Genomic DNA, 14,066 nt, shown 5'->3' on the forward strand with positions numbered 1-14,066 from the left:
TTAGCTGTTTTTTCTTTTTTGAACTTGTACAATGAATTCTTTTTCATATTTCTTTCCATTTATATAGAAATCTCCCCATATTTTATACGTTCCTTCAGCAGGAAATGTAATGCGATATTGTAATTGCTCATCTGTATCAACAGGGATTGCATATAAAAAGTTTTCTCTCGTTTCATCCACGATATAGAGCGCCTCCACTTCTCCTCTCTCTGCATGTAGTTTCAATTTCTCACCCTTTTTCGCTTGAAATTGAAATGTTAACGTCACTGGCTCATTCGGATGCAATGCACCAAATAAAAGAGAAACTTCATACTCCCCTATTTTTTTTGTAAGTACACTATCGATTGGAAATTTTACTTTTTTCTTATTTTTCTCGTCTATTTCTTTCCCAAAATCTTTCTTCGCAAATGATTGCACAGACTTATTTTTGTCTTCATATAAAAATATTGTATAGCCTTCATCTTTCGCTATTTTAGAAGATACTTTATATGATCCATTTCCTGCAAATGTAGGTTTCGTTTGTTGTACATGTTTTAATTGTCCGTCTACAATAACTGCCCGAATTTGATCATTCACACCACGCACTTCGCTACTTTTATTATTTAATAATTGAAACACAATATCTGCTTTCTCATTTCCTTTTCCATTTGATACATCCCATTTTACTTCCTGAACATCACCTACAGTCTCTGTAGTTTCTTGATACTTTTTTATGTAAAATCCGCCTACTACAACAAATAGCAAAGCAACGAGTCCAATGACAAGATTTTTCAAAACATCACCTACCGTTTTTATAGTCTCTATTCATACAAAACTTCTTACATATATATTCTAGATGATAATTTATGAAATCCTTCTGTTTTGCACATATTACAAATAGTCAACTACCCCCACTGAGATAAAACATTTCAGTGGGGGCTTGAGTTAGAACACTAGGTCTTTTCATCTATCGCTAGACAGTTGACGCTCTAGCATCCATGCTACCTTATGGTAACACCCCAAGTATGTTTTTGGTTGGTACTGGCAACGAACGATCGTTTTCCCACTTGCACCACCCTTTCGAAAAAGAGCAGTTCTTCCTTATGAAAGAAGCCACCACTCAGATGAATCTGGCGTGTACTACAAGCCCCGACAAGTCGGGTACACATGGATGGTTGACACACCCACTAAGCTATGCGCGAAGCAACAGCCTTCCGTTTTTGCACTTCTAATAGAATCGGCGTTTTTACTTTGAGATTGCCATCCAATTCTACAACTTGTGATTTTTGCAATGTATTCAGCGCACCATTAATATCCGCATGAATACATGTTCCTGCTTTACTTTGATACAGACCACGAGTAATTCGTTTGCCGCTAAAGCGATACTGCGTCCTATCATCCTTAGACCAAACTGGAACCGGATCTTTGTCTAGGAAACTGGCTTTTGAAGTATAGCTTTCTTCTTGTTTGAAAAATCGGATACCTTCTTTTATACATTTATTCTCAATTGCTGCAATCAGTTTATGGAACGGGATTTGAACAAACTTTTGATTATTCTTTTTCCCCATATGAGAGTTTTGTTTCCAACCAGCGTTATACCCTACAACAATCGTATCTATATCGAATTCTTTCACTTTTTTGAACAACAAACCTACCGTTTGTGCAATGTAACCATGTATTTGTCGTTCTCGTTTATGCCAAAGTGCAGCGATTTTGTTCGTTACAATTCGTTTTGAAAGTCCATTTTCCACATTTTTTTGTTGTAGATTACGTATCGTTTTGTTGAAGTACTGGTTAATGGATTTTAGTTTTTTTCCATCAATTAAGAAGGCATCACCTGTATTGGTCACGCAACTTACTAATCTGTCTACACCTAAATCGCAACCTAAAGCGTTACTCGTAGTCATGGGTTGTTTCTTCATTTGAGAAACGTGCATTTCATATGTGTAATGCACCTCAAAGAACCGACCTTTTTGCTTCGGTACAATCTCAATGTAGGAGATGTTTTTATTTCTTAAGTTTTTAGGCATACGTATTTTAATGGAACCGAATTTTTTTCTGAATGCAACACTCATCGGAATCATCCAAAACCCGTTCTCATCCACTTTTGGAACTTGATAGATTTCAATAATTCGTTTGTCGGTGGAATGAGAATAATTTGGAAACTTCGGACGACCTGTGAACTTCTCAGGATTTTTCTTCCACTGTTCCAATGCTTTAAAAAAGCTCTTCACTTCTGTAAACAAGGCTCTACGAATCGCTTGAACAGAGTTTGATTGAATACCCCAGTAGTTCATATCGGCTTGCATGGCAGTGTCCACTTCTTTTACAGTAGCCATTTTATTGTAGTTCAAATAACTTTGTTTCATCGTGTACAACCCAACATTTCGCAATGCCTTTGAACTATGTGACATGCGCTGAAGTAAACGAAATTCTTGTGCAGTCAGGCAAGCTCGTCCGATATTTTGCTTCTGCGTGAAACGTCGCAGCGTTTCTCTTTTCTTTTGTTTCCGTAATACTTTCACTGCTTTCTTTTTAGCCATTGTTTTCACCACCTTTCTTAAAGAATTAACTTATTCATTCCTTTTGGTGCAAGTAACAAAACGATTATAATTATCCAATTTCGTTATCTTAAGATATATTCCCTCCTTATTTCCGACATATTGTAAGACAAAAAGAAACAAACATTCCCCCTGGGAAAATTGTTATAAGCGAAACAAAAGAGTTCAGCCTTATTGACTGACGGCAATTCATCTCCACCTGAATTGTTGGGTTTCACCCGTAACACAAATCAGATGGAGTCTTCTTGCCGAAAAGGATAAAAAGATTTTAATTAAAAGGATTCGTAGTGTATAATGCAAATGATATTGATTTCTATCAATACATTATAAGGAGGACTTTTCATGAGTGTACATATTGAAGCAAAACAAGGCGAAATTGCTGAATCTATTCTATTACCTGGTGATCCATTACGTGCAAAATATATTGCTGAAACATTTTTAGAGGACGTTACTTGCTATAATAACGTTCGTGGAATGTTAGGATTCACTGGAACTTATAAAGGAAAACGTGTATCTGTTCAAGGTACAGGTATGGGTGTTCCTTCTATTTCTATTTATGTTAACGAGTTAATCCAAAGCTACGGAGTTAAAAATTTAATTCGCGTTGGAACTTGCGGTGCTATTCAAAAAGATGTAAAAGTACGTGACGTTATTATTGCAATGACAGCTTGTACGGATTCTAATATGAATCGTTTAACATTCCCAGGTTTTGATTTTGCACCAGCTGCAAACTTCGATCTTTTAAAGAAAGCTTACGATGCTGGAACTGAAAAAGGCTTACACGTTCGTGTTGGTAATGTTTTAACAGCAGATGTATTTTACCGTGAAAGCATGGACATGGTTAAAAAACTTGGAGATTACGGTGTACTAGCAGTAGAAATGGAAACAACTGCTCTTTACACATTAGCAGCGAAATACGGTGTAAATGCGTTATCTGTATTAACAGTAAGCGATCACATTTTCACTGGTGAAGAAACAACATCTGAAGAGCGTCAAACTACATTTAACGAAATGATTGAAATCGCTTTAGATGCAGCAATTCAACAATAATACATTAAAGAACTCGTCATACGTCTGTCGAGTTCTTTTTATGTGACTTTTTATTAAAAACTACTTTCGGAAGAGACAGATTTTCTCCTCTACTTTTTTGTAACGTTTGTTATAATAAAGTAATCATTTACAGTATTTCTCACAAGAGGTGACGCAGTGAAAAACAGAAGTATCGTCTTTAAACTATTTCTATTAACATCAACATTATTTACAATCATATTCCTCCTTTTTTTCCTAGGGCAATCTCTATTTTTAGAAAAATTTTATATCAATAAAAAAGTAAAAACCGTTCAAACTGCTTTTGAAAAATTCGTAGCTAATTATGAAAAAAGCGAAAAAGATCCTGAGGAAGTTAGAAAACTAAAACAAGAATTCCATGATAAAACAAATGCTGACATGCAATTTTTAAATACGAATGGCATTATTAAAAGCGACAACAATTACTACATTGAAGTATTTAACCCTAAAAATCATGAAACATATTCCATTCCGCTTAATAATCTTTTAACACCCGAAGAATATAAGAAATTCGAAAACTTAGGATTGAAAAAAGACGATGTGATAAACGTCGTCGGTTTGCTACAAAACAACACAATAACACCAATAAAATTGACAACAAATTATAATCGTTGGCAAAACGAATATACCAATTCAGATTTTTCATCTATTAGTGGTAACCCTTCTAAAAATAGACTTACAAACCGATACAAAACTGTTACTCAAATTGAGTTTACTGGTACTATATCTAAGCTACAGCTTCCATCGAAAGCCGAGGTTCGTCTTGCAAATGATATTGAAACATTACAAGCCGTTCAATATTTTGCAGAGCTTATTAGAAATGGCACTGCTAACTCGCAGCAATTAAACACTTATATAATAGATAGCGGGGAGAATATAAAGAATAGTATCTTTGTAAAACCTATTATAAAAAATGGAGAGATTACAGAATATGCTTTTGCGATAGCATCCTTACAACCTGTTAATGAAGCGATGCTCGTTTTGAAAGATTATTATGTTTATGCCTTAATCATCGTATTTCTCGTAATTATTTTGTTATCCTTCTACTACTCAAAAATCATTGTGAAACCATTAATTAAAATTAATCGCGTTACAAAGAAAATGGCCAATTTTGATTTTAGCGAGAAATTACCTGTAACAGCAGACGATGAAATTGGCGGACTTTCCGGTAGTATTAATACGTTATCTGTAAACTTAAAAGACCGAATCGATCGGTTAAATGTTGCAAACACAAAACTACAACAAGATATTGAACGTGAACGTCAATTAGAGAAAACGCGAAAAGAATTCATTTCTGGTGTATCACACGAATTAAAAACACCACTCAGTGTAATTAGAAGTTTCGCAGAAGGAATTAAAGATGGTGTTAGTAAAGATACGACGTATTACACAGATGTTATTTTAGAAGAAACAGAAAATATGAACAGACTTATTGTTGAAATGTTAGAATTAGCAAAATTAGAATCAGGTACGTACAAACTAGATATGACGACATTCTCCATCGGTGAATTAATTCAACAAGTCTATACAAAGTTATTATTTAGCATGGAAGAAAAGCATTTACAAGTGAACATAGATGTAAACTCGTCTATATTTGTGAAAGCGAATCGTAGTCGTATTGAGCAAGTGGTTGTGAACTTACTTAGCAATGCAATTCGCTATACGCCAGAAGGAGAAAAAATACAAGTCTCCGTTATAACAATGGAAGATACAGTAAAAATCGAAATCGAAAACACAGGAAATCCTATCCCAGAAGAAAGTCTTGAAAAAATTTGGGATCGCTTCTACCGTTTAGATGCATCTCGTAGCCGTCATACTGGTGGTACTGGTCTCGGTTTATCTATTGTTAAAAATATTTTAGACCTCCACCATGCCGAGTATGGTGTATATAATACGACTAATAGTGTTGTATTCTACTTTAATTTACAAAAAGTAAAAGAAGTCAAATAATTTGTCTTAATTTCACTAGGAGTTCACATGAAATTCACACCCTCCCTTTATAGTTAGAAACAAGTTAATCCTTTCCTTTACACATATAAAAGAGGAGAGTGCGTGAAATGAAACAAGCAGGACAACCTATTCAAAATGAAAAACAATTAGAAACTATCAAAAATATACTTTTACAATCTTCGAAACGTGATGGCTTATTATTCGTATTAGCTGTAAATTCTGGCTTAAAAGTAAGTGAAATCTTACAATTAAAAGTTAGTGATGTAATCGATGAAAATGAAAATGTTCGCCATTCCATTTTATTTTACAATGAAAAAGTAAAAAAACATAAATGGTTCGCTGTAAATGAAGACTTACAGCACGCAATCGAAGACTACATGAAAGAACGTAAAACTTGGAAACGTAATGAACCATTATTAAAGTCTCAAAAAGGAACAAAATCTATTACGAGACAACATGCGTGGTACATTTTAAACAAAGCTGCAAAAGAAGTTGGATTAGAAGGGATTAGCTCACATACACTTCGAAAAACTTGGGGATATTGTGCATACAAATCAGGTGTTGATATCGCATTTTTACAACACTTCTTTGATCATAGTACTCCATCAAAAACTTTAAAGTATATCGGTATTGCTTAATAACTCTTATACATAAAAAAGGTTACCATTTATAAATGGTAACCTTTTTTATGTTTCACATTCTCTTTTCTTGTCTCTCCTATATTGTAGTGGTACTCTAATAGTAAGGGGGAGAAATTATGAACACTTTAACAATTGAATTACCGAAAGAAACGGCTGAAAAACTTGATTTATTAAAACAAGCTTATGAAAAGAAAACAGGTGCTTCTATTTCTGAGAGCACTCTTGTTCAAACACTTATCTCAAAAGAATTTATCCAAGCGATAACTCCTTTTGATTTACAACAATTCATCACTGGAAAAGAACAGCATTAATTGCTGTTCTTTTTTTATACGTTATCAGGAGTTTGCTAGAAATTTACCTCGAAACAACTCATTACTTCAGCCAAACTTCTATTAGAGATCTCCCTATCGCTCCTATCTCCTAAAAAGTTTTTTATTTATTTTTAGGAAAACTATTGACAATGATAATGATAACCATTATCATTTATTACGAAGCCAACAATTGATGAATCAACCAAACGCTCAGTAACATTGTTACCCCTCTTTTTCATATAGAAAGGCACTGTACATTCCCCCTGTTTGTACAGTGCCTTTCTTGTTTATTATCACTCAAACAAATTTAATTGCTCAGGCTTTGGCTCACCATATGTAATGTTCATCATTTTCATAAGCTGTTTCGCATTATCAGCTGCATCTCCGCCTGAATTATTGTTAAATAGTACATATATGTCCTTTGTCTTCTTTTTTAATTGTTCTAGTCTTTCTACCCATTCTTCTAATTCTTTATTGTTATAGCGATATAAGCAACGAACCGCTCTCCAATTTTCTCCTTTATCAAGCCAGCCATGAACATTCCGGCCATGGAAGCGTATTAACACCATCTCTGCACTCGTTACTTCTAATACGAGCGGTACTGACCCCATCCCTGCCTGTGGCTCATCACAAATTGTATGAATCCATTTCTCCTGCTCTAGAAACTGTAACGTCTTATCTCTCATTTCTGGATAAAACCATGTTTGATTTCGAAATTCTATCGCACACGGCAAACCTTCCATTTTTTCTTTCGTATATCGGAGAAAATCTACATTCTTCTTTTTACAATCAAACCATGGTGGATATTGAAATAAAATCGTTTTTAATTTACCAGCTTCAATTAAAGGAAGAATAGATTGTTTATATACATCAAACATCTCATCGAACGTAGAAAAAGGAATCTCTCCTTTCATATGTCCTGTCATTCCTTGATATGCTTTTACGATAAAAGAAAAATCTTTCGGTGTTTCCATTGCCCATTTTGTATAATTTCGTTCAGGTTGCATCGCATAAAACGAACTGTCCACTTCTACTATAGGAAAATACTCACTATATGTTCGTAATTTATTTCTATTTTCATAGGGGTCTATATATAAAGAATCATGATCTCCCCACCCTGTTACTCCAATGAAAAGCAAATATATTCCTCCCTTTTTCACTTCACTTTCTATCCATTCTACCCACTTTCTGAACACTTTGACCAATCAATTTCATTAAGTAGTCCCATCTTTAAGAGTATTCGTATAAAAATATGATATACTAGATGGAAGAATTTTTAAATTGAGGGGTTATTTATTTATGCTTCCAAACGATGATATTATATCTCATGAAAAACGAATAGAAGAACTAGAGAATAAAGTGCGTTTTTATGAAGAACTTGTAAATCAATTACCACATCATTTCACATATAAAAATCCACATATTGGTTTACAAATAAAGAAAACGAGATCGACTCATTCCATTCAAAACATACAAAAAGAGAATAAAGAGGCTGACTTTCAACTTACTTGCGATTCATTATTTTTATTTAAACAACTTGAAACATACTTTATTCATATTTTTGATGCTTTTTCACATCATGTAACCTTTGTTGATAATAAAGGAAATATAACTTTATGTAATCAGGCTGCAGCAGATGATTTTGGTGTAGTACGAAATGATATAATTGGAAAACCAATTCAACAATTACTAAAATTGCCTGAAGAAAAAATTAAAGCTCTAGAAACATTAAGAACAGGCACAGAAATATATAATGAAGAAGTCTTAGACAAAAACTATGGCATTTTAAATAACCGAATTATTCGTGATTATAACGGAGAGATTTTTAGGGTTATTAGTGTTTTTCATTATTTAAACACAGAACGTGATGCAGAAAAATTTTCGTTAGCAGGGCGAATCGCAGCTGGTATTGCACATGAAGTACGTAACCCTCTTACAACCGTACGAGGATATTTACAATTTTTACAAGAAAATGTTTCTCCATCTAATAAAGAACTATTTAAAAACTTACTTATTCCTGAATTAGATCGCGCAAATAGTATCATTACAAAATTTTTATCTATTTCAAAAACACGCGAATTTACAAGAGAACCCTTTCCCATTAATACATTTTTACGTGAGTATATTCAACAGTTACTAGCTAGTGAAGTCTTTTTACATAACATTTCAATTGATTATAATTTTTCTACTGAATTAGATGATATTTTAGTTCATATTGATCGCCATGAACTTGTACAAGTTTTTTTAAACTTATTCCAGAACGCTGTCGATGCTCAAGGTGAAAAAAAACTTTCTATACAAATCACTAGTTACCGCCTTGATAATTTTGTTCGTATTACTTTCACTGATAATGGGACTGGTATTCCACCAGCGATTCAAGAATATATCTTTGATCCATTCTTCTCAACAAAAGATTCCGGCACAGGTTTGGGCTTGTCAGTAACGAAAAAAATTATTCAAAATCATAACGGTACATTAAAAATGACTAGTAATGAAGATGGTACTACTTTTACTATTTCAATTCCAATCTTACCTAAAACAGCCCTTGAAAGATTAAATTAATACATATAAAAAACTGCATGTCAATTGTTAATCCTTCAACAATTGACATGCAGTTTTTTATGTTGAACTTCTCTTCTTTACATTCTATACCTTACTTACTTTTTGCTAAGTGGGACAATTTCTTATTTTTTTAGAAATGGTAGTTTGTCCATTACGAATTCAGTATAAATTTCATTTTAATATATAGTAATGACTATTGATTCTATGAAAGAAAGGAATGAAAAGATGAACAATAAAAATAAAGGAAAAGTATTTTATGGTATTGATTGTTGCGAAGTAAGAGCTTGTAGTCATATTAACATCTCTAAGTCCGAACTTACAGAATTCGTTAGACTTCTTCAAGCTCTTGGCCAAGCTATTCAAGCTGTCTTTCAGAACCCTTCTCAAACTAATATCAATAACTTGATAGCTGCGCTCAATAACTTACAAAAGTTCCTCAATTGCTTAGATTTATCTCCAGCACAAAAACAAATTGGAAATTCTATTATTGCTAATTTATTAACTATTTTAAGAACAACACCTTTCTCATGCGGAGCATTATACGTTGAGCTACAAAGCTTGCTTAATTATTTATTGTATATCGCTAAGTTATTCAAAGTAGATTGTTGTACGATTGACAAACTAGTTAGACTCATAACAGAGATCCAAACTATTCTAGTTCAATACGGATCAGGTTGCCTTGGAGGCGGAGGCGCAACAGGTGCTACTGGTGCTACTGGCGCTACTGGCGCTACTGGGCCTCAAGGGCCGGCGGGTGCTACTGGTGCTACTGGGCCTCAAGGACCAGCGGGTGCGCAAGGTGCTACTGGACCTCAAGGACCTCAAGGTGCTCAAGGACCAGCAGGTGTTCAAGGTGCTACTGGACCTCAAGGACCTCAAGGTATTCAAGGACCAGCGGGTGCTACTGGCGCTACTGGACCTCAAGGGCCTCAAGGTGTTCAAGGACCGGCGGGTGCTACTGGCGCTACTGGTGCGCAAGGTGCTCAAGGACCGGCGGGTGCTACTGGCGCTACTGGTGCGCAAGGTGCTCAAGGACCAGCAGGTGTTCAAGGTGCTACTGGACCTCAAGGACCTCAAGGTGTTCAAGGGCCAGCAGGTGCTACTGGCGCTACTGGACCTCAAGGTGTTCAAGGACCAGCAGGTGCTACTGGCGCTACTGGTGCGCAAGGTGCTCAAGGACCAGCGGGTGCTACTGGCGCTACTGGTGCGCAAGGTGCTCAAGGGCCAGCGGGTGCTACTGGACCTCAAGGTATTCAAGGACCGGCAGGTGCTACTGGCGCTACTGGTGCGCAAGGTGCTCAAGGACCGGCGGGTGCTACTGGCGCTACTGGTGCGCAAGGTGCTCAAGGGCCAGCGGGTGCTACTGGACCTCAAGGACCTCAAGGTATTCAAGGACCAGCAGGTGCTACTGGCGCTACTGGTGCGCAAGGTGTTCAAGGACCAGCAGGTGCTACTGGCGCTACTGGTGCGCAAGGTGCTCAAGGGCCAGCAGGTGCTACTGGCGCTACTGGTGCGCAAGGTGCTCAAGGGCCAGCAGGTGCTACTGGCGCTACTGGTGCGCAAGGACCGGCGGGTGCTACTGGACCTCAAGGGCCTCAAGGTATTCAAGGACCAGCGGGTGCTACTGGCGCTACTGGACCAGCGGGTACACCAATTCCTGTAACGATTGCGGCAATCGGAAACTCCAATGCTCAAACAATATCCCCTGGAACAAACATCCAATTTAATCAAGTTTTCGAAATAAATAACATTAATTTTAATGACACTGCAGATACTTTAACAATTTTAGAAACAGGCGTATATGATATTAGTTTCTCAGCGTCTACAACTTTCCCAGGATCTTCACCATTTGGATTCGGTATTTCATTCAATGGTCAACCACCTACTCGTAATTTCTCAACTAACGTTATCGGTAGTGCTGTATCGTTCTCTACAATCGTTACTTTAGAAGCTGGTACAACAATTTCTGTACAACCTACAGCAAACACTATTTCTATTCCTAACACAGGCGATACAACAGCAACACTATCTGTATTCCGAATTTACTAATTTTCGCTTAAAAAGTATATTTATAATAATATGTATCGTTTAACCGTGCATTAAATCTCTCTTTATATAGAAAGGAGCACTTATTTGGGAGGATAAGTGCTCCTTCTTTACGTTTCTTTACCTCAAATTTACTCTATCTTAATCCTTATTTTGTATGATAAATAGTGAAGTCAAAGATATGAAAGAGGGATGAAAATGAGAGTTATGTCACTAATACGCATTTGGTTTGCACTTATGGTATGCATTATTTTATGTGTAGGATTTTTTTTAACTCTAAAATATTCCACTATATCAAAAGCAGAGAAAAAAACTACTCCATACAAACTTCTATATACGAAACAAAGCAACATCCCTTATTCCAATGCCACAAAGAATGAAAAAAAAGTTATAAAAGGAATGCTTATTACAAAAGCTTCTAGTTCCGAGGCGTTGCTCCAGATTGCTGAAACGATTAAAGATCAGTATACAAATAAAAAGATCGATGAAATTACACTTTCTATCCACAATGAAAATAACGGTAATTATGAAGAAGAATTACCTTACGAACCTATTAGTAAAGGCAAAATAATCATCACATACGATTCCGAATCTTTTGGCAGTACGAACATTATACTTAACGAGTAATTTCATATATCTCATATGAATTAATAGCTAATTAAGATAGACAAAAATCTCTACCAATTAAAATTTCATTTTGTTTTCATACAAAAAAGAGGCGAATTTCTTTATTCGCCTCTTTCTTTTACCAAAATGAAGGAATCCATTCTTTCACTTTATCAAGCCACTCTTGCTGCTCTTGTTTTCGTTGTTGTTCTTCTTCTTTTCTTCTCTTCTCTTCTTCTTTTCTTCGTTTTTCCTCTTCTATTGTAGTCAATTGTTTTTTATAATCAGCCTCAGATATGAGTGATAACTGGAATGCTTTTTGAGCTGGATTTGCGTTCGCTTTTTTCATAATATCCCGGAACATTGTCGTCGTAATTTGACTACCACCTGGAACATAATGATCGCTATCTGTTTTATCATATCCTACCCAAATCGCACCTACCAAATCTGGTGTGTATCCAACAAACCATGAATCCTTTGCACCGGTGCTCGGACCATTTACAATTTGAGTAGTTCCTGTCTTACCTGCTGTATCAATATTAGTAACTTTTGCCTTTTCACCCGTCCCCTTTTCGACAACACCTTTTAATAAATATGTCATCTTTTGAGAAGTTTTCTCGCTCGTCACTCGTGTCTCTTTCTTATACCACTTTCCAATCGTTTCACCTTCAGCATTTTGTATCTCTCTAATTGCATGAGCTTCCACTTGGACACCGTCATTTGCAAATGTACTGTATGCTTGAGCCATTACAAATGGAGATGTCCCCACATGCATACCGCCTAAAGCAATCGGATACGTACGATCTTCTGGTACTAATGGAATACCAAATCGCTCTAAAGATTTCAATCCTTTATCTAATCCAATTTGTTCTAATAGCCACACAGCCGAAACATTATACGATTTTGCCACAGCTTCATACATTGTCACATCACCGTGAAAAGTATGATCGCTATTTTGTGGTTTATATTCTTTAATGTTAAATGGTTCATCTTTTAATATATCGTATACTTCATATCCTTGTTCTAACGCTGGTACATATACAGCCAAAGGCTTTAGCGTTGAACCAGGTTGTCTTTTTAATTGTGTTGCATGGTTAAACTGTAAAAACTGATAGGGCCCTCTGCCTCCTATTAGAGCTGGTACACCACCTGTTTTTGGATTCATAAGAACTACACCCGTTTGCATAAGTTGGTCTGAGCCACTATCTTTGAAATAACTATCATTATTCACAACGTCTTCTACAGCCTGTTGTTTTTTCGGATCAAGCTCTGTATAAATACGATAACCACCTGCTAAAATTTCATTTTGTGTTAATTCGTACTTGTCCATCGCTTCTCTAACAATATAGTCTACATATTGAGAGTATTTTCCCTTGTATTTATCATCAACGCCACGTTTTAACACAAGCCCGCTCTCTTTTTCTTTATTATACTGTTCGTCAGAAATATACCCTTGCTCTTTCATTAAACTTAATACGACATTACGTCTTTCAATTGACTTGTTAAAGTTTTTATAAGGTGAATACGCAGATGGTGCTTTAATCAAGCCTGCAATCGTTGCAGCTTCTGAAATTGTTAAATCTTTTACATCTTTATCAAAATAAGATTTAGCTGCCCTTTTTATACCCCAAGCACCTTCACCAAAATAAATTTGGTTCATATACATTTCAATGATTTCATCTTTCGTATACGTACGCTCTATTTTTTTTGTTAAAAAATATTCCTTTATTTTTCGAGAGTATGTGCGGTCTTGTGTCAGAAATACATTTTTCGCAAGTTGTTGTGTAATTGTACTTCCCCCTGCTACAACTTCTCCTGCTGTAATATTTTTAAAAACTGCACTTATAATTCCACTATAATAAATACCGTGATGGTTAAAAAATTCCTTATCTTCTACTGCAACAATTGCTTGAACCATAATATCAGGAATATCTTTTCTTTTCACACCTTCTGTTTTAGAAGAAGCTAATTTAGTCGCAACTTCATTATTTGCATCATAAATTAAAGTCGGTTGCGGAACAGCTTGCTTTAATTCAGATATGTCTTGAATGGAAATTATTATATTTATAGCAATAAATAGAGTAGCGAGTAAACTTCCTAATATAATTAATAAATTACGAAGCTTCTTTCTCTTGTTGAACCACTCCTGCATTTTTTTTAAGTGAGTGTTCTTCAATTTCATTCGTTCACTTCCTTTGTTTGTTTACACTCTTCTTTTTAAAAGGAAGATTATACCTCCTTTTAAATTTATTATAATAACGTAGTCTTTCCTGTAGTGTAAAGCTTTTCTTTCCCATTCATACTTTTTGCACGAAAAGGACATTCTACAAGTAAGATATTCA

Annotated in this window: 11 protein-coding genes; 7 read left to right on the top strand and 4 right to left on the bottom strand. The window is 35.5% G+C overall.

Annotated features, from left to right (window positions below; genetic code table 11):
• Both AC0L0O_RS17580 and AC0L0O_RS17585 read right to left on the bottom strand, forming a co-directional pair.
• A complete protein-coding gene (locus AC0L0O_RS17580; protein ID WP_000793881.1) occupies nucleotides 1-774 on the bottom strand; it encodes a hypothetical protein in 774 nt (257 codons plus the stop codon).
• Nucleotides 775-1,166: 392 nt separating this feature from the next.
• Nucleotides 1,167-2,522, bottom strand: a complete 1,356-nt coding sequence (locus AC0L0O_RS17585; RefSeq protein WP_001074771.1) for an RNA-guided endonuclease TnpB family protein — start codon at nucleotides 2,520-2,522, stop codon at nucleotides 1,167-1,169.
• Nucleotides 2,523-2,882: 360 nt separating this feature from the next.
• Between AC0L0O_RS17585 and deoD the strand changes: the two genes are divergently transcribed.
• The 4 genes from deoD (at nucleotide 2,883) to AC0L0O_RS17605 (ending at nucleotide 6,510) form a co-directional block, all read left to right on the top strand.
• Complete coding sequence (gene deoD, locus AC0L0O_RS17590) at nucleotides 2,883-3,590, top strand: purine-nucleoside phosphorylase (RefSeq protein ID WP_000110707.1); 708 nt, start codon at nucleotides 2,883-2,885, stop codon at nucleotides 3,588-3,590.
• A 156-nt stretch (nucleotides 3,591-3,746) separates the two neighbouring features.
• Nucleotides 3,747-5,558 carry a sensor histidine kinase gene (locus AC0L0O_RS17595; RefSeq protein WP_000797500.1) on the top strand — a complete coding sequence of 604 codons (1,812 nt, stop codon included), beginning with the start codon at nucleotides 3,747-3,749 and terminating at the stop codon, nucleotides 5,556-5,558.
• A gap of 107 nt (nucleotides 5,559-5,665) precedes the next feature.
• Complete coding sequence (locus tag AC0L0O_RS17600; RefSeq protein WP_000806236.1) at nucleotides 5,666-6,196, top strand: tyrosine-type recombinase/integrase; 531 nt, start codon at nucleotides 5,666-5,668, stop codon at nucleotides 6,194-6,196.
• A 119-nt stretch (nucleotides 6,197-6,315) separates the two neighbouring features.
• Entirely contained in the window at nucleotides 6,316-6,510 is a 195-nt protein-coding gene (locus AC0L0O_RS17605) for a DUF3924 domain-containing protein (protein WP_001094858.1), read from the top strand.
• 293 nt (nucleotides 6,511-6,803) lie between these two features.
• Here AC0L0O_RS17605 and AC0L0O_RS17610 read toward each other — a convergent pair whose 3' ends face one another.
• The gene (locus tag AC0L0O_RS17610) at nucleotides 6,804-7,649 is read right to left on the bottom strand and encodes a DUF72 domain-containing protein (RefSeq protein WP_000897345.1); all 846 of its coding nucleotides are present in this window, start codon (nucleotides 7,647-7,649) and stop codon (nucleotides 6,804-6,806) included.
• Between the two features lie 160 nt (nucleotides 7,650-7,809).
• Between AC0L0O_RS17610 and AC0L0O_RS17615 the strand changes: the two genes are divergently transcribed.
• The 3 genes from AC0L0O_RS17615 to AC0L0O_RS17625 all read left to right on the top strand — a co-directional run bounded on the left by AC0L0O_RS17615 (nucleotide 7,810) and on the right by AC0L0O_RS17625 (nucleotide 11,745).
• Complete coding sequence (locus AC0L0O_RS17615) at nucleotides 7,810-9,072, top strand: ATP-binding protein (RefSeq protein ID WP_000937254.1); 1,263 nt, start codon at nucleotides 7,810-7,812, stop codon at nucleotides 9,070-9,072.
• Nucleotides 9,073-9,297: 225 nt separating this feature from the next.
• The gene (locus AC0L0O_RS17620) at nucleotides 9,298-11,121 is read left to right on the top strand and encodes a Gly-Xaa-Xaa repeat protein (RefSeq protein ID WP_473785899.1); all 1,824 of its coding nucleotides are present in this window, start codon (nucleotides 9,298-9,300) and stop codon (nucleotides 11,119-11,121) included.
• Nucleotides 11,122-11,316: 195 nt separating this feature from the next.
• The gene (locus AC0L0O_RS17625; protein ID WP_001265553.1) at nucleotides 11,317-11,745 is read left to right on the top strand and encodes a hypothetical protein; all 429 of its coding nucleotides are present in this window, start codon (nucleotides 11,317-11,319) and stop codon (nucleotides 11,743-11,745) included.
• 118 nt (nucleotides 11,746-11,863) lie between these two features.
• Here AC0L0O_RS17625 and AC0L0O_RS17630 read toward each other — a convergent pair whose 3' ends face one another.
• Nucleotides 11,864-13,906, bottom strand: coding sequence for a transglycosylase domain-containing protein (locus AC0L0O_RS17630; RefSeq protein WP_131372149.1), 2,043 nt, complete (start codon nucleotides 13,904-13,906; stop codon nucleotides 11,864-11,866).
• Nucleotides 13,907-14,066: the final 160 nt, after the last annotated feature.

This window comes from Bacillus sp. GS3m_15504, assembly GCF_055825275.1.

Coding starts and splice junctions, on each gene's coding strand:
- AC0L0O_RS17585 (WP_001074771.1), bottom strand. CDS start 2,522: ATGGCTAAAAAGAAAGCAGTGAAAGTATTACGGAAACAAAAGAAAAGA.
- deoD (WP_000110707.1), top strand. CDS start 2,883: ATGAGTGTACATATTGAAGCAAAACAAGGCGAAATTGCTGAATCTATT.
- AC0L0O_RS17600 (WP_000806236.1), top strand. CDS start 5,666: ATGAAACAAGCAGGACAACCTATTCAAAATGAAAAACAATTAGAAACT.
- AC0L0O_RS17605 (WP_001094858.1), top strand. CDS start 6,316: ATGAACACTTTAACAATTGAATTACCGAAAGAAACGGCTGAAAAACTT.
- AC0L0O_RS17615 (WP_000937254.1), top strand. CDS start 7,810: ATGCTTCCAAACGATGATATTATATCTCATGAAAAACGAATAGAAGAA.
- AC0L0O_RS17620 (WP_473785899.1), top strand. CDS start 9,298: ATGAACAATAAAAATAAAGGAAAAGTATTTTATGGTATTGATTGTTGC.
- AC0L0O_RS17625 (WP_001265553.1), top strand. CDS start 11,317: ATGAGAGTTATGTCACTAATACGCATTTGGTTTGCACTTATGGTATGC.
- AC0L0O_RS17630 (WP_131372149.1), bottom strand. CDS start 13,906: ATGAAATTGAAGAACACTCACTTAAAAAAAATGCAGGAGTGGTTCAAC.